Below are 20485 nucleotides of genomic sequence, written 5' to 3'. Positions count from 1 at the left end.
TATATATTATATATTTGACTAATTGTTTTGAAATTGTTAGAATAATACTATATAAGGAAGGAATCAGAACAAAAAATGGCACAAATAAGAAAACTGGAAAACTATTTAAAGGGATTAAAAGACGGTACTGGAATCGGAATTGCCTATATACCCTTTGGAGTTGCAATTGGACTGATTTCAGCCAAAAGTTTTTCCCAAATTTTGCCAATGATAGGGCTTACATCATTTGGAATGTATGCAGGAGGGGCTCATTCATTACTGTTAAAGGTGCTTTATGTGATGAAATCGCCTCCAGTTGAAGTAATTTTATCTATTGGTCTTATAAATTTAAGATATTTATTGTTAAATATTGTTATTTTTAGACAGCTTGGTGAAAAAACTCCTGTTTTTCAGAAATTTCTGGTAGGTGTGGGGCTTACTGATGAAACTGTAACATATCTGACATTGAAAAAGGTAACAAATGCATGGTATATGATGGGAGTAAATACAATTCCATATTTTTGCTACTGTTTTGGTACAATTTTTGGAGCAATATTTGGTGAAAAATTGCCAGAATCACTTATGACTAGTATGAATTTTGTGCTTTATTCAATATTTTTCAGTATGTTAATAATGGCTTTAAGCCAAAATTTTAAATATATAAGAATTGTTTTGCTGGCACTTATTATAAAAATGGCATTTTCATTTTTGCCTATTTTAAATAAGGTAAGTTCAGGATGGGTTATGATTTTAACGATGTTTTTGGCAAGTTTTATATATGCACAGCTTTATTATAATGAAAATCCTGAAAAGCAGGAAAACGATTAAATTAATAAAGGGAAAGGAAGTGATAAGATTGAATTATAACGAAAATTTAGGGATTTTAACAATGATTTTGATGACACTCATAATCATGACGGTAATACTGAGGACATTACCAATATTTGTAAAAATTCCAGAAAACAACCTAAAAGTTAATAAATTCTTTGAAGCACTTCCTTATACAGTACTGACAGTATTAGTATTTCCAGATATTTTTACTTCTACTGGAAGTACAAATTTTGACATAATAAGAGTTCTGATTGGAATGGTAATCGTGGCATATTTAACTTTTAGGAAGACAAATCTTGGAATAATAATAATTGTTTCTATTGCAGTGATATATTTTTTAGGGACTTTGAAAATTTATTTGAAATGATGAGAATTAAATTATGTATTTTCAATAAGCAAAATTTCGTTAGAAGAAAAATAGCTGTCTGAGCTTTTGGAATTTATTTGAAATTACGAATGTTTATTCATAATTAAAATAATCTATATTCAAAAGCGAGTTCTATTTTTGTTCTAAAAGAAAGTTTTGCGTAAAGCGGGAGTGCAGAGGTATGGCGTTTGATACCTCTGCTTAGATAAACTGAAGTAAATAAAAAATAATAGAAAAAACAAATGTTCATTGAGATTTTACAAAATTTATTTATAAATCAAATAAAAAGAAAAAATTTTATTTAACAACAGTCAATTTATTATTTTCAATTTTTATATCTTTTATCATTTGAAATTTTTCAACTCCTGATAAATTCAGAATTTCTTTTTTTTCAAGCTGACTAAAAGCATAATTTAAGCCTGTTCTGATAATAGGTTTTTTATCAAGATCAATTTCTTTATTTTCTTTTGTAAGTCTTACAATTTGGAAGTCCTCGAGATAAAGATTTGATTTCATTGGATCATAACGAATGTCAGTTGCAAAGGTCATTGTTCCGCTAATCTGATCATTTAATGCATCATTTAGGTATTCTGCTTCAATAATTAACTTATCATTCTCAAAATGTACTTTTGGATTAAATAGTTTAATTTTTCCAAGAGGGTAAGATTTTTCTATTGGAAATTTCGAAGCAACAGCACTTTTTACCATAGAATCTGGAATTTTTAACTGATTTTGAGTGTAAATGTAGTAACCTAAGCCTGCAATTAATACAATAACTGAAAAAAATAAAAATTTAAATAATTTCATAGTTATAACTCCTTTTTAAATTATATTCTGTTTTGGAATTTTTGTTGTGTTTATAAACATTATTTCCAAAATCAAGTAACTATATCACTTAATTATTTAAAAATATTTTGAAAAAATATTTAATAGTCTTTGAAGAGGGCTAAATAGAAGAAAATGAATGAGTTAGATAATAAAATAAAATTTTTTTATTGAAAAACCTATAAATATTAGGTATAATAATATTATAATAACTAAAATATAAGGAGGATATGAACAAAATTAAAGTTCATTAAATATAATGGAAGAATTGGAAAAAACACGAAAAATAGTAAAAACCTCATTTTTTATAGCAGTTGTAACTGTTGCTGTGCTTCTTGTGTTTCCGTATGATATGAAACCAAAAGAATGGGAAATTTATGCAAGTAGCTACTTTGTAACTACGTTAGGACTGACAGTCGGAGGGGCTGCTATTGGTATTCTTTTGGGAATGTTGTTAGCATTTTTTAAATTTCAAAAGACAAAAAGTGAAACTGTTAATATGATAAAAGATGTTGTTATTGATGAATATGTTGATATAATGCGTGGTACACCAATGGTTCTACAGCTTTTGACACTATCTTTTGTAGTTGTGATATTTAATAATTACTGGATTGCATTAATTGCTTTAGGACTTAATAGTGCGGCTTATGTGGAGGAGACAATTCGTTCTGGAATTGAAAGTATAGATAAGGGACAAATGGAAGCTGCAAGAGCGACTGGTATGCCTTATAGAATGGCAATGAATGAAATTATAATGCCGCAAGCTATAAAAAATATTTTACCAGCACTCTTAAATGAATTTATAAACTTGTTTAAGGAAACAGCTGTTGTAGGATATATTAGTGTTGTAGACATTACAATGAACAGTAAAAGTTTACAAGCTGTATATTATAGTGTAAAACCAATCTTATTTACTGGTTTGGTTTATTATATCAGCGTAAAATTATTCTCATTTATTGGGAAACGATTGGAGATGAGATTAAAGGAAAATGATTAAGATAAAAAATTTGAAGAAGAAATATGGAGAACTGGAAGTGCTAAAAGGAATTAGCACTGAAATCAAAGAGGGGGAAGTAATTTCAATTATAGGGCCTTCTGGAAGTGGAAAATCAACATTTTTACGTTGTATAAATAGACTTGAAGAACCTACATCTGGAGAAATTAAAATAAATAACACAAATATTTTGGAACATGGAGTGGATATAAACAAAATTCGTGAAGAAGTTGGAATGGTGTTTCAGCACTTTAATTTATACCCTCACAAAACAGTATTGGAAAATATTACTTTAGGACCAATTAGACTGAAAAAAATGTCAAAATCTGAGGCAGAAAAATTGGCTGTAGAATTATTGGAAAAAGTAGGACTTGCTGATAAAAAAGATGTTTATCCAAACAAGTTGTCTGGTGGTCAGAAACAAAGGGTTGCGATTGCAAGGGCATTAGCAATGAATCCAAAAGTAATTTTATTTGATGAACCAACATCTGCACTTGATCCTGAAATGATAGGGGAAGTTCTGGAGGTAATGAGAGAACTTGCAAATGCTGGAATGACGATGATTGTGGTAACACATGAAATGGGATTTGCTAGAAATGTTGCAAATAGAGTATTTTTTATGGATGAGGGATATATTCTGGAAGATGCAAAACCACAGGATTTATTTGATAATCCAAAAACAGAAAGAGCAAGGGAATTTTTAGACAAAGTGCTAAATCATTAAAAAAATGATTTTAACTAGATAGTGGAAAAATGATAAGTATTTAGGATAAATTAGTAATTTTAGATAAACATAAATAAAAATGAAATATAAAAATGGAAAGCGAGGAAGGTTATGAAAAAAGTATTTTTAGTATTGACATTGGTAATTTTTGGACTTGTGTCGTGTGGAAAAAAAGATAGTGGGCAGAAAAAATTAAGAGTGGGATTAAATGCAGTTTTTGCTCCGTTTGAATATATTGAAAATGGTCAAGTTGCTGGATTTGATGTAGATATGATAAATGAAATTGGGAAAAATCTTGGATATGAAGTTGAAATTATAGACCAGTCCTTTGATGGTCTGATACCAGCATTAAAAGCAGGGAAAATTGATATTATTGTATCTGGTATGAGTTCTACTGAAGAAAGAAAAAAATCAGTTGATTTTACAGATGATTATTTTATTTCAAAAGAAACTTATATAAGAAAAAAAGGAAATACAGCGGTTACACCATCTACATTAAGTGGTAAGAAAATAGGAGTTCAGCTTGGAACAATTCAGGAAATAGCAGCAAAAGCGATTAACGGAGCGACTGTTGTGCCAAATGAAAGCACTGTAAATACAATTTTGGATTTAAAAGCTGGAAAAATAGATGTGATTATTCTTGAAAAAGCAGTAGCTGAAGAATATATGAAAAAAAATCCTGAAATGGAAATTTTTGATGAAAAACCAGCTAAAATTGGAATGGCAATGGCTGTAAACAAAGGTAAAAACCCTGAATTAATAAAACAAATAAATGCTGAATTGAAAAAAATGAGAGAAAATGGAAAATATGATGAATTAATTAAAAAATATGATTTAGAAAAAAGCCAAAAATAAAATAGCTGACTGAAAAGGGAGGAAGAATAAATCATGAAAAAGCCAACATTAGTTGCAGTTTCTTCAATAGTAGCAATGGCTGTACCAACGGTATCTGAAAAAATAACAACTTCTGATATGAGAAAAGATATAATTCGTGCGAATGTGGCGGATATACAACAGGATGTAAAAAATGATGTCCCTACACTAGATACGCCAAATCCTCAAAAGACAGTATCAGCAGAAGAAAATCCAGATTTAATAACAGTTACATTAACACAAGATGGTACTGGAACACAAATAGTTGATAAAAAAACACCAACACCAATAGCAGCACCAGAACAAACTCAGCAGAAATCAGTAACTGTTTCTCAACAAGAGCCAACAGTAACACCAGTACAATCTGAACAGATATCTTCCGATATTCAGAAAAATCCAATAAATAATCCGGAAAGAGTAGAAATTTCAAAATCAGAAATAATAACATTGAGAACGAATGATTTGAGCTTTCATAAAAATAGCATCGATATAAACAAGGAAGCATATCCTGTTTTACGTGACATAAAGGATTATATTGAAAAAAATGATTTTCTTGTATCAATAGTTGGATATACAGATACTAGGGGTGCATCTTCATATAATAAAAGATTGTCTCTTAGAAGAGCTGAGAAAGTAAGTTCAAAATTGATAGAATTAGGACTTTCTAAAGATAGAGTTTTGGATATAATAGGACGTGGAGAAAGTAATCCAATTAAAACAAATGATACAGAAGAAGGAAGAGAAGGAAATCGAAGAGTAGAATTTAGATTTGTGAAAAAAGGTCAAGTATAACAAGTCGAATTATTTATTTGTTATGGGGAATTATTTCTAGTTTTGGGATAATTCCTTTTAAGTTTATATAAATAATTATTATAATTAAATAAATTTTTTATAAAAAATATTAGTAATACAATTTTGAAACGGAAAGGAAAACAATGATAAAATTAATTGCAATTGATATGGATGGAACTTTATTAAATGAGAAAAAACATATTGATAAAGCACAAAAAGAAGCTATTCACGAAGCAATAGAGGCTGGGATAAAGATCGTTCTTTGTACAGGCAGACCTTTATATGGAATTTTGCCATTTTATGAGGAACTTGAGTTACATGAGCTGGATTTGGAAGGGTATGTTATATTAAATAATGGATGCTCAATTCATAGAACTCACGATTGGGAGTTGATAGATTCGGCTAAGATGACTGCTGATGACATCGATTATTTGTATAAATGCAGTGAAAAAAAGGAAGGTATAAATTTTACATTAGTTGATGAAAAACATTATTTTAATATCGGGAAAAAGCCAACTGATGAGCTTATTATGGATGCAAACTTTGTGTTTTCTGATATTACAGATATAACTTTGGAAGAAGCTAAGAGCGGAAAATACAATATTGTTAAAGCAATGTATTTGGGAAACCCTAAAAAAATGGCAGAGTTTCACAGTAATTATGAAAATATTTTAAAAGAAAATTATAGTGAGGTCTTGAGTCAGCCTTATGTTTATGAAGTATTGCCAAAAGGAAATAATAAAGGAACTGGTTTAAAGGCTTTGGTGGAAAAATTGGGGATAAAACAGGAAGAAGTAATGGCAATTGGAGATGGAAACAACGATGTTGAAATGCTTGAATATGCAAATTATGGTGTTGCAATGGGTAATGCTACAGAACTTGCTTTAAAATCTGCGAATTATACGACAGATACTAATAAAAACGATGGAGTCGCAAAGGCAATTAGAAAATATGCTTTAAAAAACTTGTAATAAAAATGTAATCGAATTCAAAAAACTAATAAATTTTAAGGAATAGATTTTGTCGGAAATTTAAATGAAATGCAAAACCTTATGAGTAATGGAATTTAAAAAGTTTAATTGATAGAAAAGCGTTTTTTAATTGTAATAGATCGTAAGATAAAAAAGATAAGGAGGAAGAATGAGAACACTGTTACTGCTACGTGGGACAGTCGGAAGTGGGAAGAGTACCTTTATTAAGAAAAATAATTTGGAGCCATACACTCTTGAGGCTGATAAATTTAGACTTTTAATTTCCAATCCTAAATTGACAAAATTTGGAGATTTTGAGATTTCGCAGAAAAATGACAGGCTGGCTTGGGAAATGCTTTTTAACTGTTTGGAAGAAAGAATGAAAAAGGGAGAATTTACAGTTGTTGATGCGACACATACTACAAAAAAAGCGATGAATTCCTACAAGGCTCTTGCAGACAAGTATAAATATACAATTTATTACTATCAGCTTGATACGCCCCTTGAAGAGTGTATTGAAAATAATAAAAAAAGGGAAAGTTATAAGCAGGTTGATGAAAATGTTATAAGCAGAATGTTTAGGAATATTCAAAATGAAAAACTTTCAGGAAGTTTTAAAAGAATTTTTTACATAAATGAAATTATAAATTTTTATGTTGCCGATGTAACGGAAAAATATGATAAAGTTCGGATAATTGGGGATATTCATTCGTGCTTTACAGCGATTTCTGAAATTGTGAAGGATTTTGATAAAAATACCTTGTATGTATTTTTAGGAGATTTTTTGGATAGAGGAATTGAGCATAAACAGACACTTTTGTTAATGCTGAATTTATATAAAAAGGAAAATGTTATAATGATTGAAGGAAATCATGAAATTCATCTGGAAAATTTTGCCAATGATTTTAAAATTAACTCAAAGGAATTTTTAAATGTAACTTTGCCAGCAATTTTGGAAAATGAAAAAAATATAGATAGTTTTAAAAGGGAAATTAGAAAATTTTATAAAAAATTAAGACAATGTTATGCCTTTAAATTTCACAATCATAAAATTCTTTGTACACATGCAGGGCTGTCTTTTGTACCTAATTTAGCACTTGTATCGACTAACGAAATGATAAACGGTGTTGGAAGCTTTGAAACCGAAATTGGAGAACTTTATGAGGAAAATTATTTGAAAGGTAAATGTCAGGATTTTGTGCAGGTTCATGGGCATAGAGGTGTAAATTCTACTGAACATTCAATTTGTCTGGAAGGAGAAATTGAGTATGGTGGAGAACTGAAATATTTGGATGTAATGCCAGATAAAATTTTGCAAAAATCAGTTATAAACACTGTTTACGATAGAGATTATTTGCAGCACGAACTGGAAAAGGCAAAAGAAAACAAGCAGATAAATTTGACAGCGGATGAAGATGTGAATAAATTGATTGTAAGTAAACTGATCAGCGTTAAAAAGACAAAACCGAACTTATATTCATTAAATTTTGGAAGAAACGTGTTTCGGAAAAAATTGTGGAATGACTCGACAATTAAGGCACGTGGACTTTTTGTGGATGCGGAAACAGGAAAAGTGAAAATAAGAAGCTATAATAAATTTTTTAATTACGGAGAAAATAAATATTCTACTAGAGAATATCTTGAAAACAACATAGTTTATCCAGTTACAGCTTACGAAAAATACAATGGATTCTTAGGAATACTTTCAGTTATTGATGAAAAATTTGTATTTGCAACCAAAAGTGTAACAAATGGAACACACGTCAAATATTTTGAAACTCTTTTTGAAAAAGCAAGTAAAAAGATGAAAGATGAGATTTTCAGAATTTGCAGTGAAAATGATGTTTCCATAGTATTTGAAGTGGTTTCAAACGAAGATAGGCACATAGTTGATTATTTTGGAAGAGAACATCTTTTTATTTTAGATGTTATTGATAATAGCTTGTTTATAAATGGTGTGCATGTGGATAATAATTTTAGTGAAAGATTTTTAAAAGAGCTGAATTTTGATGATGATGTTGTTAAAATAAAAAAGGAAATCAAAAAATGCAATAACTTTGACGAAATAATTGACTTGATGGAAAATTATGATAATTTTGAAAATGCTGAAGGTATTGTATTTTGTGCTGAAAATGGACTTATGTTTAAATACAAGGCAAGACATTACAGTCTGTGGAAAAAACGGCGTGGAATTCTGGAATTTTATAGAAAAGATTTCAATAGTGCAAAACTTGCTGGAAGATATAAAGACGAACAGGAGTTTATTGAATGGCTTATTGAACTTGATAATGATAAAGTTGAAAATGCTCATATTATTGACTTAATGAATGAATATGAGAGTAAGAAAAAATAATTAATAATAAAATATGGGCTTGATCTAGGAGAATGTCTTAGTGTAGCCCATAATTTTTATTATATTTTATTTCTTGGGAGTTTGTTGTTTAAAAATTATTGAAATTTAAACTATCTTTTTGCAATTGCACTAAAGGTAAATTTTTCAGGATGATGAATTATGGTTTCGTATTGAAATAGTGTGCCATTTGAAAGATAGGCATGAGTTTCAATAACCACAACCATATTTATATCCTCTAACTTAAAATATTTCTGTTCTTCAGAAGTAATTTTTCTAAAACTAATATCTCTACGTGAATAAGCTATTTTTAGGTTAAGTTCTTTTTCCAGATATTCATATATTGATTTTTTTGCTATTTCTTCATTTAGAAAAGGTACAATTTTTCTATCAAAAAAACTCGTAGAATAATTTAAAACTTCTCCATTTAAAGAATTGGTACGGACAACTTTATAAAAATCAGCACTTTTAGGTACTTGAAATTCTTCCATTAGTTTTTTTACTCCTTGAACAATGTATAAACTGATTAAATCAGTTTCAAGATGAATATTTTGAAGCTTGTTAATTTCTTGTACAGTCTGAATGGAAGTCAAAGAAATATTTTCTAGATTTTTTTTCTCAAGTATAATAGATTTTTTACCTTTTATTTTTTGAATATAGCCTTCTGCTTCTAGCATGGAGAGAGCTTTTCTTACAGTCAGCTTGGAAAAATTATAATCTAGTGCCAAATCGTCTTCTTTTTTTAGAAAATCTCCAGGCTTTAGTTTACCATTTTTAATTTTATCTTTTATATCGTGATATACTTTTTCGTATTTATTCATTCATTTATATAAACCTTTCTTATAAATTTTAAGTTCGATTTTAAGTATTATTACTATGATTATACAATAAATAATAATAAATATCAACAAAAAAAGGTTTATACAATTCTTTTGAAAAATTAAAAAGATTTATATAAAAGTGTTGACATTTTAAAAAATTGTGATATAATAAATAATGAAAATAGGAAATAAAAATTAATAAAAATAGAAATGGAGATGATTATTTATGAAGAAATTTTCAATTGTAGTAGCTGGTGGAGGGAGTACATTTACTCCAGGAATTGTGTTGATGTTACTTGAAAATTTAGATAAATTTCCGATTAGACAAATAAAATTTTATGATAACGATGCAGAAAGACAAGAAGTTATAGCAAAAGCTTGTGACATTATTATAAAGGAAAAAGCGCCTGATATTAACTTTGTTTATACAACAGACCCTGAAACAGCATTTACTGATGTAGACTTTGTTATGGCACATATAAGAGTTGGAAAATATGCAATGCGTGAAAAAGATGAAAAAATACCTTTAAGACATGGAGTATTAGGACAAGAAACTTGCGGACCTGGAGGAATTTCTTATGGAATGCGTTCAATTGGTGGAGTTATTGAGTTAGTTGATTATATGGAAAAATATTCACCAAATGCATGGATGTTAAACTATTCAAATCCTGCAGCAATCGTAGCAGAAGCAACTAGAAGATTACGTCCAAACTCTAAAATATTAAATATCTGTGACATGCCAATTGGAATTGAAATAAGAATGGCTGAAATGCTTGGGCTTAAATCAAGAAAAGATATGGTAATTAGATACTTTGGATTAAATCACTTTGGATGGTGGACAGACATTAGAGATAAAGAAGGAAATGACTTAATGCCTGCATTAAGAGAAAAAGTGGCGAAAATTGGATATAATGTAGAAATTGAAGGAGAAAATACAGAAGCAAGCTGGAATGATACATTCACAAAAGCAAGGGATGTATTTGCAATTGATCCTACAACAATGCCAAATACTTACTTAAAATATTACTTCTTTCCTGATTATGTAGTAGAACACTCAGATCCTAATCACACAAGAGCAAATGAAGTAATGGAGGGGAGAGAAAAATTTGTATTTGGAGAATGTAGAGCAATCGCTGAAAAAGGAACAGCAAAAGATAGCAAACTTCACGTTGACGATCATGCTTCATATATAGTTGACTTAGCAAGAGCAATCGCTTATGATACAAAAGAAAGAATGTTATTAATAGTAGAAAATGACGGAGCAATCTCAAACTTTGATCCAACTGCAATGGTTGAAGTGCCTTGTATAGTAGGTTCAAATGGACCAGAAAAAATTGTTCAAGGTAAAATCCCTCAATTCCAAAAAGGATTAATGGAACAACAAGTATCAGTTGAAAAATTGGTAGTAGAAGCATGGATTGAAGGTTCATACCAAAAATTATGGCAAGCAATCACATTGTCAAGAACAGTACCAAGTGCTTCAGTTGCAAAAGCAATATTGGATGACTTAATTGAAGCAAATAAAGACTTCTGGCCAGTGTTGAAATAATTAACAAATATACTAATTTATAGGATTATCTCAAAAGTTTAAAAATTTATTTATGAATTATTATTAACTTGTGAGATAATCTTTTTATTGATAATATAAAATAATTCTAAAAAAGGAGAAAATATGAATACAAAAAAACTAGATAAAAAATGGTGGAAAAAAGAAGTTGGATATCAAATATATCCAAGAAGTTTTTATGACAGCAACAATGACGGAATCGGAGATTTAAATGGAATTACTGAAAAACTTGACTATCTGAAAAATCTGGGGATAACACTTATCTGGATTTGTCCTGTGTATAAGTCGCCAATGGATGACAATGGATACGATATTTCTGATTATTATGATATAAATCCTGAATTTGGAACAAAGGAAGATTTGGAAAGATTAATTTCAGAGGCGGAAAAAAGAGAAATAAAGATAATTTTAGATTTAGTAATTAATCATACTTCAGATGAGCATGAGTGGTTTTTGGAAGCGTTGAAAAATCCTGAAAGCAAGTATAGAAATTATTATATTTTTAAAAGAGGAAAAAATGGACTGCCACCAACAAACTGGAGAAGCCATTTTGGAGGCTCTGCTTGGGAAAAGGTTGAAGGAGAAACTGATGAAAATGGGAATGAAATGTATTATTTACATTTATTTTCAAAGAAACAGCCTGATTTAAATTGGGAAAATCCTGAAGTTAGGGAAGAACTTTATAAAATGGTAAATTACTGGCTGGAAAAAGGAATTGCAGGTTTCAGGGTAGATGCTATAAATTCAATAAAAAAAGACAAAGATTATCTAGACTTGCCTGTTGATGGAGCAGATGGTTTTGCATTTAGCATAAAATATACGTTAAATCAGCCAGGAATTGAGGAATTTTTAGGAGAACTGGCAAAAAAAACATTTAAGAAGTACAACTGCATGACTGTAGCTGAAACACCTTTACTTGAATACGAAAGATACAATGATTTTATTGGTGAAGATGGATTTTTTTCAATGATTTTTGATTTCAGCTATTCTGATTTGGATATGGCGAAAGAAGGTTTTTACTATTCAGTGCAGGATGTGAAAATTAATGAATTGAGAAAAAAAATTTTTGAAAGTCAGCTGACACAGCAGAAATATGGATGGGGAGCACCATTTTTAGAAAATCACGATTTGCCAAGAAGTTTGAATAAATTTTTAGGGAAAAAAGCAAATGAAATAAATGCAAAATTACTTGCGACATTGTTTTTCTTTTTACGTGGGACACCGTTTATTTATCAGGGACAGGAAATAGGAATGGACAATTTTGAGAGAACTGACATAGCACAGTTTGATGATATTGCTAGCAAAGATCAGTATCAACGAGCATTGGGAGAAGGGTTTTCGCCTGAAGAAGCACTATATTTTGTAAACAAAAGAAGCCGTGACAATTCAAGAACACCTTTCCAGTGGAATAGCACTAAAAATGCAGGATTTTCAAAAAATGAAGATGTAAAAGCATGGATAGAATTAACGGGAAGTCAAGATAAAGTAAATGCAGAATCTCAAATAAATAATGAAAATTCAATTTTTGCCCATTATAAAAAAATGATTGATTTACGGCAAAATGGAAAATATTCAGATTGCCTGATTTTTGGAGAATTTGTTCCAGTAGAATTGGAAAATGATGAAATAATCGCATATGTAAGAAAATATGAAAATCAGCAAGTTCTTTGCGTTAATAATTTTTCTGATAAAAAACAGAAAGTGGAGCTAAGCGAAATTGCTAAAAATATTGATGAAACAGAAATCAAGCTAGGAGATATTCTGATTAATAACTATGAGAATGTTGAAAATGATGGCAATGTGTTAGTTTTGGAAGGATACCAAAGTTTGTTAGTGGAAATTCACATGTTATAAAGATTTTACGGAAATATCAATAGATAATTTGTAATTTGAAAAATATATAAAATAAAAAAATGTCTTTTATTCTTAAAAAAGGAATATCGGACAGTTTTTTTGGCTTATTTGATTTTATGGGTTATTAAAAATAGAAACTAAAGAATATTTATAAATTTTATTAAGATTAAAATATGAATTTTAGATATTCTACAAAAGTTCGGTTATTTAATTAATAAAAATTTTAATATAAGTAAAGGCAAAACAAATTTGGGGGGGGGTATAATAAAAATGAATATATTTATTTTATAGGAGGAAATAATTTATGGGAAAAGAAAAAACTCAATTTGAAAAAGTACAAGACAAAGTGCAACAAACTATTTTTGTAGTAAATGAAAAAATAAGAGTATTAGGAACTCATTTAGAAACTTTGAATACTGCATTAATGGATATTCAAGAAAAGTTTGATATGATTCAAAATATACCAAATGAAGAAAAAATAAGGTATGAAGAGTTGAAGCAGATTAGATTAAATTGGAAAAAGCAAGTTGATGAGATAACAAAAAAATACGAAGAGATAAAAAAGGAAGGATCAAATGTTGCAGGAGGAGTTGCTGGAGTTGGAGTTGGGGCAGGTGTTGCTGTTGCAACTTTAGGACCTGGTGTAGCTATGGGTATTGCAACAGTATTTGGTGTTGCTTCAACAGGAACTGCTGTATCTGCTTTGAGTGGTGCTGCAGCTGCGAATGCAGCATTAGCATGGCTAGGTGGAGGTGCGCTTGCAGCAGGTGGAGGCGGAATGGCTGCCGGGGAAGCATTTCTTGCTTTAATGGGACCTATTGGATTGGCTATTGCAGGATTTGGTATTATAGCAGGTGGCTTTTTATTTTGGAAAAATAAAAATGATAAAAAATGCCTTGAAGATTTACTTACTAGAATTAGTAATCGTGATTTAAAATCTTTTGAATTAGCAATAGATGATTTAAATCATCGTATTAAACAAATTGAAAATGGAAATGTAGAATTAAAAGTTGCTATTAGAATTATACCAAATTTGGGATTAGATTATAATAAAATGACAGAAGAACAACAACAGGAACTTAAAAAATACATTCATTTAACGGCATTATGTACTCAGTTATTAGTAGATCCTATAAAAGAATTGCAACCTAAATATACAGAAGAAGATTTTGATAAATATATTAAACATACTCCAAAAAAATATAGAGAATGGCATATTTCTTCTCAAAATATAAATATATCTTCTTTTGAATCATTTGGAAGAAAAATGGCTAAAATGTTTAAAGAGTATAAAAAATTAAATGTTACTTTAGTTAATTTTTTATATAAAATCAATATTAATGAAGCAGAGAAGAAATTGTTATGGAAATCATTTAGAAGTAATGAGGAATTTTTAAAATCTATGAATGTAGACAAAAAGAATTTTAATATTGATATTTTTGATACTGTATTAGAGGCTTTGAATTTTAAATATAGAAATACTAGATAATGTTAGTTTTATATACATTTATTTTAAATTAGTCAGAAATTTGAAAAAATAAAAGGAAACTGTCTTTTATTCTTAAAAAAGTAATACTGGACAGTTTTTTTTATGAGATTAAATTTCCTTTTCTAGTTTCATTTTTTCAATAATATTGCTTGGAAGATATATTTCAATAATGGATTTTTTGCTAGAATAATATTTTACAAAAATTCTGATATGTTTATTTGAAAATTCAAAAGAGTCCTTATCGTTAAAATAGCTTATGGAATCAATGTTTCTTAATTTAAAGTTATGCATAAGTTCTTCAATTTTTGGATAATGTCTTTTAATTTTGTTAAGTTTTCTTGTAAGAGTGTAAAATAGTACTATCGGAGATTTAACGGATTTTGATACATTTACAAAAAGTTTTAGGTTGTTTGAAGCTAGATTAAGCATAAGAGATTTTTTTAAATTTTTTTCAAAATCTTCAGAAAAAGAATTTTTTACATAATCTATGTTATCATAGACATATTTATATCCTCTCTTTGTTACGTATAGAACGAATAAATGATAAATTTCTTCAGGATTAGAAATTTTTTCCTTAATAAGTTCCAACATTTTATAAATTTTATTATCATAAGGCTTGTAAGACTGTCTTGATTTATTAATAAAAAAATTTATTGAAATAATTTTATTTGTTGCTTTTTTACTTTCTTTTATCTTTTCATATTCAACTGAAAAATCTGTAAAAGTATTTATATCTGATATAGCTTTTTTCAAAATGTGTTTTTCAAAATCAAAAAATCTTTCATATTTGTTATCTGTGTTTAAATACATTTTTACTAATGAAACAGGTAAAGTAACTTCGTTTTTATTTTTTAAATTTTTGATAATATTATTATAAAAATTGAATGAGAAGGAATCATTCATAAAAATAAATTTTTCAATATCAAGAAGAGAGAAAAAATTTTTTTTGAGAGAAAAACAACTTTTAAATTCTTCAGTAAAAAATATCTGGCAATAGTCAGAATGCAAAATAAAGGATGAAATAATTCCAAAAGAACCTGAAAATTTAGAATCTGTAGAAAAAAGTATGTATTTTTCTGATAGAGTTTTAAAAAATGTTGTGAGATTGTCGATTGAATCAAATTCAAGTGTAGAAAAAATTTCTTCAAATCTGATTTCAGCTTTTTTTAAAAATAAAGAATCTGAAATAATTCTAAAAAATACTAATTTAAGAAATATTTTTTCATTTTTTGTTATTTTTTTTGAAAATTCAAGTTTGATATTTGTTTGAAGATTTGTAAATTCTTCTGAAAAATAGATATTCATTTTATTCTCCTTAACGACGAAAAAAAAATTATATTTTTCGTCTAATTTTTATAATTAATTTTATTATTTATAAATTATATTTATTTAAACGAAAAACATAAATAAATTTTCGCTTTTTTATAATTATACTTTAAATAAAGGAAAAAATCAACTAAGATAAAAATAAATAATATAAAAAATATTAAATTAATAATTAAAATTTTTTTTGACAAAATGAAAAATGTGGGGTATAACGATAGTGAAAAATAAAAATATTTAAAGATAAAATTAAAATTGGAGGAAGAACAAATGGGAAAGAGGTTATTAAGCTGTTTTACTAGTGATTTTAATAAAATGTCAGGCCAAGACTTGAAGAATGCTATTAAGGCAAGTGAAGGCAGAACAGTATTGTCAGAAAATGTTGCAGGAAGAAGAAGTGTTACAAGTGATGTTACAAATAGTGAACTGGCAAGAGCTTTTGGAGCAGACCTTATACTACTGAATGGAATTGATGTGTATAATCCAGTTATAGATGCTCTTCCTGAGTCAGATGAGCCTATAAAGCTTGTAAAAAAACTTACAGGAAGACCTGTAGGACTTAATCTGGAACCTGTAGATCTGAAAGCTGACATGATGGAAGAAATAGAGATTATCCCTGAAGGAAGAATATGTTCAGAAGCTACACTGAAAAAGATAGAAAAAATGGGATTTGACTTTGTATGCTTGACAGGTAATCCTGGAACAGGAGTTACAAACAGCCAGATTGCTGAAGGAATAAAATTGGCTAAAAAGCATTTTTCAGGAATGGTAATAGCAGGTAAAATGCACTCTGCAGGAGTTGACGAACCTGTTGCAAATTTAGATGTTGTAAAAGAATTTATTGAAAGTGGTGCAGATGTTATAATGCTTCCAGCTGTAGGAACAGTACCTGGATTTACTCAGAGTGAAATGGAAAAAGCTGTAAAATACATCAAAGAAAATGGAGCACTTTCAATGTCTGCGATAGGGACAAGTCAGGAAAGCTCCACAAGAGAAACAATAAGACAAATAGCAATAATGAATAAAATTGCGGGAGTAGATATTCAACATATTGGAGATGCAGGATATTCAGGAGTTGCAAATTATGAGAATATAATGGAACTGTCAATCGCCATAAGGGGTGTAAGACACACAATTAGAATGATTGCTGCTTCAAATGATAGATAAATAAAAATAAAAATATAATAAATAAAAATATATAGCAATTCTAGTTTAAAGCAAGAGTAGAAGGTTAGGTTGTATCTATAGCCAATCCATTGTTTTTTACATATCTTTACTCCAATTTTTAAGTGGATTGACTATATATAGCAGAGGAGGATTTTATGAAAAGAATATATTTATTTTGTAGTGCGGGAATGTCTACAAGTCTAGTTGCTAGAAGGATGCAGGAAGTAGCTGATAAACATAGTCTTCCCGTTGAAGTGAAAGCTTTTCCTGACAATAAGATAGATATTATTGTTGAGGAATTTCATCCTGATATAATTTTGTTGGGACCACAAGTAAAGTTTAAACTTGAAGAGACAGCTTCAAAATATGAACCAAAAGGTATCCCAGTAGCAGTAATTGATCTTGAAGATTATGGAAAAGTTGACGGGGAACGTATATTAAAAAGAGCAATAAAAATACTAAAAGAAAAGGCGGTAAAATAATATGTTTGATAAATTAGAGAAGGTTTTAGGACCTTTAGCTTCTAAATTGAGCAGTAATAAAGTTTTAGCGGCAATCCGTGATGGGTTTCTAGTGGGAACACCGTTAATTATAGCAGCTTCAATATTTTTAGTTATTGGTAATTTCCCTATTGAAGGATATGAAAAATTTGTTGCACAGTTTTTAGGTGAAGGATGGGATGGATATCTTAATGCTGTTATCCGTTCAACGTTTGGAGTAATAGCTCTTCTTGGTGTTATTGGTATTGGATATTATTATGCGAAGGCAAAGGGAGTAGAAGGAATTTCAGGAGCAGCTGTATCATTAGTAGCCTTTCTTATCATAAGTCCTCAATCTCATGATTTGTTTGTAAATGCAGAAGGAAACGCTTTTAGAGGATTTGCACTTAAAAATTTAGGAACAGAAGGTTTATTCCTTGCAATGATTACAGCACTACTTGCTGTCACTGTATTTGCTGCAGTTAAAAATAAAGGGTGGACAATAAAACTTCCTGAAGGAGTGCCGCCTGCAGTAATGAATTCATTTGCAGCATTAATACCAAGTATGTTTGTAATGCTTCTGTTCTTTGTGTTAAGACTTTTCTTCTATTTCTTTACAAAAGATCAGTATGCACATGACTTTATTTATAAAGTTCTGCAAGGTCCTCTTGAAGGTTTAGGAAAGAATTTCTTCTTTGAACCAATTTATCAGTTCTTATCAACATTATTCTGGTTCTTTGGTATTAACGGTCCTGCTGTTACAAATACAGTTTTCTCTCCATTACACCTCGCTATGACAACAGGAAATCAGGAAGCATTTGCGGCTCATATGCCATTACCTCATATATTTACAGGTTCATTCTCTGATTTCTTCTGTAACTTCGGTGGAGGAGGAAGTACACTATCTCTAGTGTTACTGATGATCTTTAAAGGTAAGTCAGAACGTATGAAAAAATTAGGAAAATTATCTATAGTGCCTGGAATTTTTGGAATAAACGAAATGGTTATTTTTGGACTTCCAGTTGTGTTAAACCCAATTATTGCGATTCCATTTTTATTAACACCGCTTGTTAATACAATTTTAGGTACACTTGCAACAGTATTACATATTATTCCTCGTACTACAGGAACATTATTACCTTGGACAACGCCTTTATTCTTTTCAGGATGGCTTTCTACAGGAAGCATAGTTGCAGGACTTTTCCAGATAGTACAGGTAGCAATAGGATGTATGATTTACTATCCATTCTTTAAAATATTGGATACTCAATATCTAAAAGATGAAACAAAACCTGTAGAACAAAATGAAAAAGATGATTTGGAAGATATTTCACTTGATGATATCTCTTTCTAATATATAATTTATAGAATAAGGCTGTTTCAAAATTAATTTATAAATTTTAATTTTGGGACAGTTTTGTTCGTTATGGAGATTGCTTCAATATGAAAACTTCATTTAAGAAGAAAATATACAAGTAATCATAAGAATAAAAGGACAGCCAATGGCAGAACATTTAAGTAAAATTTTTTAGCAGTAAAGGAGACAGACAATGAGAATAGTTTTATTTTTTGATCAGATTCAATCTGGAACAGGTGGAAAAGAAGGAGCTAATGTGGAACTTGCACTTGAAAAGGGTGGAATGGGTTCATACATGATGTTTTCAGAATATATAAAAAATATAGGTGGAACAGTACTTGCAACAACATACTGCAGTGACAGCTATTTTAAGGAAAATCAGGAACTTGTCCTTGAAAAGATGAAAGGTCTTCTGAATAAGGTAAAAGCTGATATTCTTTTATGCGGGCCATGTTTCAACTATTACAACTATGCAGAAATGTCCTCCATTTTAGCAGAGCACATAAAAAAGGAAACAGACTGTAAACCTGTAGTTGTATGTTCAGAAGAAAATAAGGAAATAATAGATAAATATAAAAATAATCTGGTAATGATAAAAATGCCAAAAAAAGGTGGAGTAGGATTACGTGAATCACTTCAGAATATGGCAAAAGTGATTAAAAAAGTTTATGATGGAGCGGATTTATCTGAAGTAAGTGATTACATATATAAATAAAAGAAATGGAGTAGGTATGAGATTAGAGGAATTATGTCAATTAAAGGGAGTTTCAGGGGATGAAAAGGAAGTACATGATTTTTTGTACAATGAATATAAAAAAAGAAATCTTTCAATAATAAAAGATAGACTTGGTTCTGTTTTTGGTCTTAAAAAAGGAAACGATTCATCATATAAAATAATGATAAGTTCCAACATGGATGAAAGTGGAGGAATGATTTCAGACATCAGGGAAGATGGATTGATGGAATTTTTAACAATAGGAGTTTATGAAAAGAATCTGTTTGAGCAGAGAACAGTAAAAGTACTTAATAGAAGACACGAAGAATATACAGGATTTATAGTAAAAAATGAAAATGAACTTTTACTCGATACAGGATATGGAAGTAAAGAGGAAGTTTTAAAGGCAGGAATTCAGATTGGAGATATTTTTTTACTTGATGTCCCAACTTTATGCCTTCCAGAAGGAGAAATACTTTCTAAAAATCTTTCTAACAGGGCAGGACTTGAGGTTGGCCTTACTATTCTGGATAAACTGGAAGAAAGCAAGGAAAATCCCCCATTTGATGTTGCAATAGGAGGAATCTCCCATTCGGTAACAGGTCAGCGTGGAGCAATAACGGCGACAACTGCTGTAAAACCTGATATAGCTATAGTTATTGATGCAGCATATGTAAAAGAGTCCAAAGAAAATGCCATATATATTCGTAGCTTTGATAAGTCAATGCTTCCAAATCAAATGTTAAAACAGGAATTTTATGAAGCTGCACAGAAAAAAGGATATATTCCTGAAGGGCATGTTCAGCTGGAAGCAACAGACGGTTCTTTTATCCATAAGTCATTGGAGGGAACTCCGACAGTTGTACTTGTACTGCCTTTAAAACATAAGCAGACTCTTTTAAATTCGTTAAAAGTAAAACATATAAATAATATGAGTGATGTAATCATAGAGTTTATTAAGGAACTGACTGCTGAAAAAATAGAAAAATTCGGATTTAAAGGGTGAG

Annotated in this window: 19 protein-coding genes; 16 read left to right on the top strand and 3 right to left on the bottom strand. The window is 29.5% G+C overall.

The annotated features are described in order from the left end of the window. Positions 1 to 75: 75 nt before the first annotated feature. Both BQ5344_RS09265 and BQ5344_RS09260 read left to right on the top strand, forming a co-directional pair. Entirely contained in the window at positions 76 to 807 is a 732-nt protein-coding gene (locus BQ5344_RS09265) for an AzlC family ABC transporter permease (RefSeq protein WP_071125080.1), read from the top strand. A 19-nt stretch (positions 808 to 826) separates the two neighbouring features. Then, positions 827 to 1177 carry an AzlD domain-containing protein gene (locus BQ5344_RS09260; RefSeq protein WP_235846145.1) on the top strand — a complete coding sequence of 117 codons (351 nt, stop codon included), beginning with the start codon at positions 827 to 829 and terminating at the stop codon, positions 1175 to 1177. A 297-nt stretch (positions 1178 to 1474) separates the two neighbouring features. Here BQ5344_RS09260 and BQ5344_RS09255 read toward each other — a convergent pair whose 3' ends face one another. Next, complete coding sequence (locus BQ5344_RS09255; RefSeq protein WP_021743886.1) at positions 1475 to 1984, bottom strand: DUF1439 domain-containing protein; 510 nt, start codon at positions 1982 to 1984, stop codon at positions 1475 to 1477. A gap of 277 nt (positions 1985 to 2261) precedes the next feature. Here BQ5344_RS09255 and BQ5344_RS09250 point away from each other — a divergent pair, with 277 nt between their 5' ends. The 6 genes from BQ5344_RS09250 (at position 2262) to BQ5344_RS09225 (ending at position 8709) form a co-directional block, all read left to right on the top strand. Then, positions 2262 to 2999, top strand: coding sequence for an amino acid ABC transporter permease (locus tag BQ5344_RS09250; RefSeq protein WP_021768336.1), 738 nt, complete (start codon positions 2262 to 2264; stop codon positions 2997 to 2999). Further along, a complete protein-coding gene (locus tag BQ5344_RS09245; protein ID WP_021768337.1) occupies positions 2992 to 3720 on the top strand; it encodes an amino acid ABC transporter ATP-binding protein in 729 nt (242 codons plus the stop codon). The genes BQ5344_RS09250 and BQ5344_RS09245 overlap by 8 nt, the downstream gene beginning before the upstream one ends. Positions 3721 to 3831: 111 nt before the next feature. Beyond that, positions 3832 to 4575 carry a basic amino acid ABC transporter substrate-binding protein gene (locus BQ5344_RS09240; RefSeq protein WP_021768338.1) on the top strand — a complete coding sequence of 248 codons (744 nt, stop codon included), beginning with the start codon at positions 3832 to 3834 and terminating at the stop codon, positions 4573 to 4575. A 33-nt stretch (positions 4576 to 4608) separates the two neighbouring features. Beyond that, on the top strand, positions 4609 to 5385 hold the full coding sequence (locus tag BQ5344_RS09235; protein ID WP_071125079.1) for an OmpA family protein: 777 nt from the start codon (positions 4609 to 4611) through the stop codon (positions 5383 to 5385). A 143-nt stretch (positions 5386 to 5528) separates the two neighbouring features. Continuing rightward, complete coding sequence (locus tag BQ5344_RS09230; protein ID WP_071125078.1) at positions 5529 to 6356, top strand: Cof-type HAD-IIB family hydrolase; 828 nt, start codon at positions 5529 to 5531, stop codon at positions 6354 to 6356. Between the two features lie 169 nt (positions 6357 to 6525). Beyond that, positions 6526 to 8709, top strand: a complete 2184-nt coding sequence (locus BQ5344_RS09225; RefSeq protein ID WP_071125077.1) for an RNA ligase — start codon at positions 6526 to 6528, stop codon at positions 8707 to 8709. A 110-nt stretch (positions 8710 to 8819) separates the two neighbouring features. Here the strand turns inward: BQ5344_RS09225 and BQ5344_RS09220 are convergent, their stop codons facing one another. Then, positions 8820 to 9527, bottom strand: a complete 708-nt coding sequence (locus BQ5344_RS09220) for a GntR family transcriptional regulator (protein WP_071125076.1) — start codon at positions 9525 to 9527, stop codon at positions 8820 to 8822. Positions 9528 to 9753: 226 nt separating this feature from the next. Here BQ5344_RS09220 and BQ5344_RS09215 point away from each other — a divergent pair, with 226 nt between their 5' ends. The 3 genes from BQ5344_RS09215 to BQ5344_RS09205 all read left to right on the top strand — a co-directional run bounded on the left by BQ5344_RS09215 (position 9754) and on the right by BQ5344_RS09205 (position 14437). Continuing rightward, positions 9754 to 11076, top strand: coding sequence for a 6-phospho-alpha-glucosidase (locus BQ5344_RS09215; protein WP_071125075.1), 1323 nt, complete (start codon positions 9754 to 9756; stop codon positions 11074 to 11076). A gap of 123 nt (positions 11077 to 11199) precedes the next feature. Then, positions 11200 to 12948 carry a glycoside hydrolase family 13 protein gene (locus tag BQ5344_RS09210; RefSeq protein WP_071125074.1) on the top strand — a complete coding sequence of 583 codons (1749 nt, stop codon included), beginning with the start codon at positions 11200 to 11202 and terminating at the stop codon, positions 12946 to 12948. A 304-nt stretch (positions 12949 to 13252) separates the two neighbouring features. Continuing rightward, a complete protein-coding gene (locus tag BQ5344_RS09205; RefSeq protein ID WP_071125073.1) occupies positions 13253 to 14437 on the top strand; it encodes a hypothetical protein in 1185 nt (394 codons plus the stop codon). Positions 14438 to 14545: 108 nt separating this feature from the next. Here the strand turns inward: BQ5344_RS09205 and BQ5344_RS09200 are convergent, their stop codons facing one another. Continuing rightward, the gene (locus BQ5344_RS09200) at positions 14546 to 15742 is read right to left on the bottom strand and encodes a replication initiation protein (RefSeq protein WP_071125072.1); all 1197 of its coding nucleotides are present in this window, start codon (positions 15740 to 15742) and stop codon (positions 14546 to 14548) included. Between the two features lie 288 nt (positions 15743 to 16030). On the opposite strand from BQ5344_RS09200, the gene BQ5344_RS09195 reads away from it, so the two are divergent. From BQ5344_RS09195 to BQ5344_RS09175, 5 genes are all read left to right on the top strand, one after another. Then, complete coding sequence (locus BQ5344_RS09195) at positions 16031 to 16927, top strand: DUF7916 family protein (RefSeq protein WP_071125071.1); 897 nt, start codon at positions 16031 to 16033, stop codon at positions 16925 to 16927. A 155-nt stretch (positions 16928 to 17082) separates the two neighbouring features. Beyond that, positions 17083 to 17409: a PTS sugar transporter subunit IIB gene (locus BQ5344_RS09190; RefSeq protein WP_021769953.1), complete on the top strand. Its 327-nt coding sequence runs from the start codon at positions 17083 to 17085 to the stop codon at positions 17407 to 17409. 1 nt (position 17410) lies between these two features. Continuing rightward, positions 17411 to 18760 carry a PTS sugar transporter subunit IIC gene (locus BQ5344_RS09185; RefSeq protein ID WP_071125070.1) on the top strand — a complete coding sequence of 450 codons (1350 nt, stop codon included), beginning with the start codon at positions 17411 to 17413 and terminating at the stop codon, positions 18758 to 18760. A gap of 196 nt (positions 18761 to 18956) precedes the next feature. Then, positions 18957 to 19478 carry a GrdB-related putative oxidoreductase gene (locus BQ5344_RS09180; RefSeq protein ID WP_071125069.1) on the top strand — a complete coding sequence of 174 codons (522 nt, stop codon included), beginning with the start codon at positions 18957 to 18959 and terminating at the stop codon, positions 19476 to 19478. A gap of 16 nt (positions 19479 to 19494) precedes the next feature. Further along, positions 19495 to 20484: a hypothetical protein gene (locus BQ5344_RS09175; protein ID WP_158663018.1), complete on the top strand. Its 990-nt coding sequence runs from the start codon at positions 19495 to 19497 to the stop codon at positions 20482 to 20484. Position 20485: the final 1 nt, after the last annotated feature.

Source organism: Leptotrichia massiliensis, from assembly GCF_900104625.1.
Classification (GTDB): domain Bacteria; phylum Fusobacteriota; class Fusobacteriia; order Fusobacteriales; family Leptotrichiaceae; genus Leptotrichia; species Leptotrichia massiliensis.
Note: the sequence above shows the minus strand (reverse complement) of the source record. Positions and strands in the feature narration are given on the sequence as shown.

Bases quoted from the DNA above. Each gene is read 5' to 3' on its own strand.
- BQ5344_RS09230 (WP_071125078.1), top strand. From the start codon at position 5,529: ATGATAAAATTAATTGCAATTGATATGGATGGAACTTTATTAAATGAG.
- BQ5344_RS09220 (WP_071125076.1), bottom strand. From the start codon at position 9,527: ATGAATAAATACGAAAAAGTATATCACGATATAAAAGATAAAATTAAA.
- BQ5344_RS09190 (WP_021769953.1), top strand. From the start codon at position 17,083: ATGAAAAGAATATATTTATTTTGTAGTGCGGGAATGTCTACAAGTCTA.
- BQ5344_RS09210 (WP_071125074.1), top strand. From the start codon at position 11,200: ATGAATACAAAAAAACTAGATAAAAAATGGTGGAAAAAAGAAGTTGGA.
- BQ5344_RS09200 (WP_071125072.1), bottom strand. From the start codon at position 15,742: ATGAATATCTATTTTTCAGAAGAATTTACAAATCTTCAAACAAATATC.
- BQ5344_RS09195 (WP_071125071.1), top strand. From the start codon at position 16,031: ATGGGAAAGAGGTTATTAAGCTGTTTTACTAGTGATTTTAATAAAATG.
- BQ5344_RS09205 (WP_071125073.1), top strand. From the start codon at position 13,253: ATGGGAAAAGAAAAAACTCAATTTGAAAAAGTACAAGACAAAGTGCAA.
- BQ5344_RS09245 (WP_021768337.1), top strand. From the start codon at position 2,992: ATGATTAAGATAAAAAATTTGAAGAAGAAATATGGAGAACTGGAAGTG.
- BQ5344_RS09240 (WP_021768338.1), top strand. From the start codon at position 3,832: ATGAAAAAAGTATTTTTAGTATTGACATTGGTAATTTTTGGACTTGTG.
- BQ5344_RS09185 (WP_071125070.1), top strand. From the start codon at position 17,411: ATGTTTGATAAATTAGAGAAGGTTTTAGGACCTTTAGCTTCTAAATTG.
- BQ5344_RS09250 (WP_021768336.1), top strand. From the start codon at position 2,262: ATGGAAGAATTGGAAAAAACACGAAAAATAGTAAAAACCTCATTTTTT.
- BQ5344_RS09225 (WP_071125077.1), top strand. From the start codon at position 6,526: ATGAGAACACTGTTACTGCTACGTGGGACAGTCGGAAGTGGGAAGAGT.
- BQ5344_RS09175 (WP_158663018.1), top strand. From the start codon at position 19,495: ATGAGATTAGAGGAATTATGTCAATTAAAGGGAGTTTCAGGGGATGAA.
- BQ5344_RS09215 (WP_071125075.1), top strand. From the start codon at position 9,754: ATGAAGAAATTTTCAATTGTAGTAGCTGGTGGAGGGAGTACATTTACT.
- BQ5344_RS09255 (WP_021743886.1), bottom strand. From the start codon at position 1,984: ATGAAATTATTTAAATTTTTATTTTTTTCAGTTATTGTATTAATTGCA.
- BQ5344_RS09235 (WP_071125079.1), top strand. From the start codon at position 4,609: ATGAAAAAGCCAACATTAGTTGCAGTTTCTTCAATAGTAGCAATGGCT.
- BQ5344_RS09180 (WP_071125069.1), top strand. From the start codon at position 18,957: ATGAGAATAGTTTTATTTTTTGATCAGATTCAATCTGGAACAGGTGGA.
- BQ5344_RS09265 (WP_071125080.1), top strand. From the start codon at position 76: ATGGCACAAATAAGAAAACTGGAAAACTATTTAAAGGGATTAAAAGAC.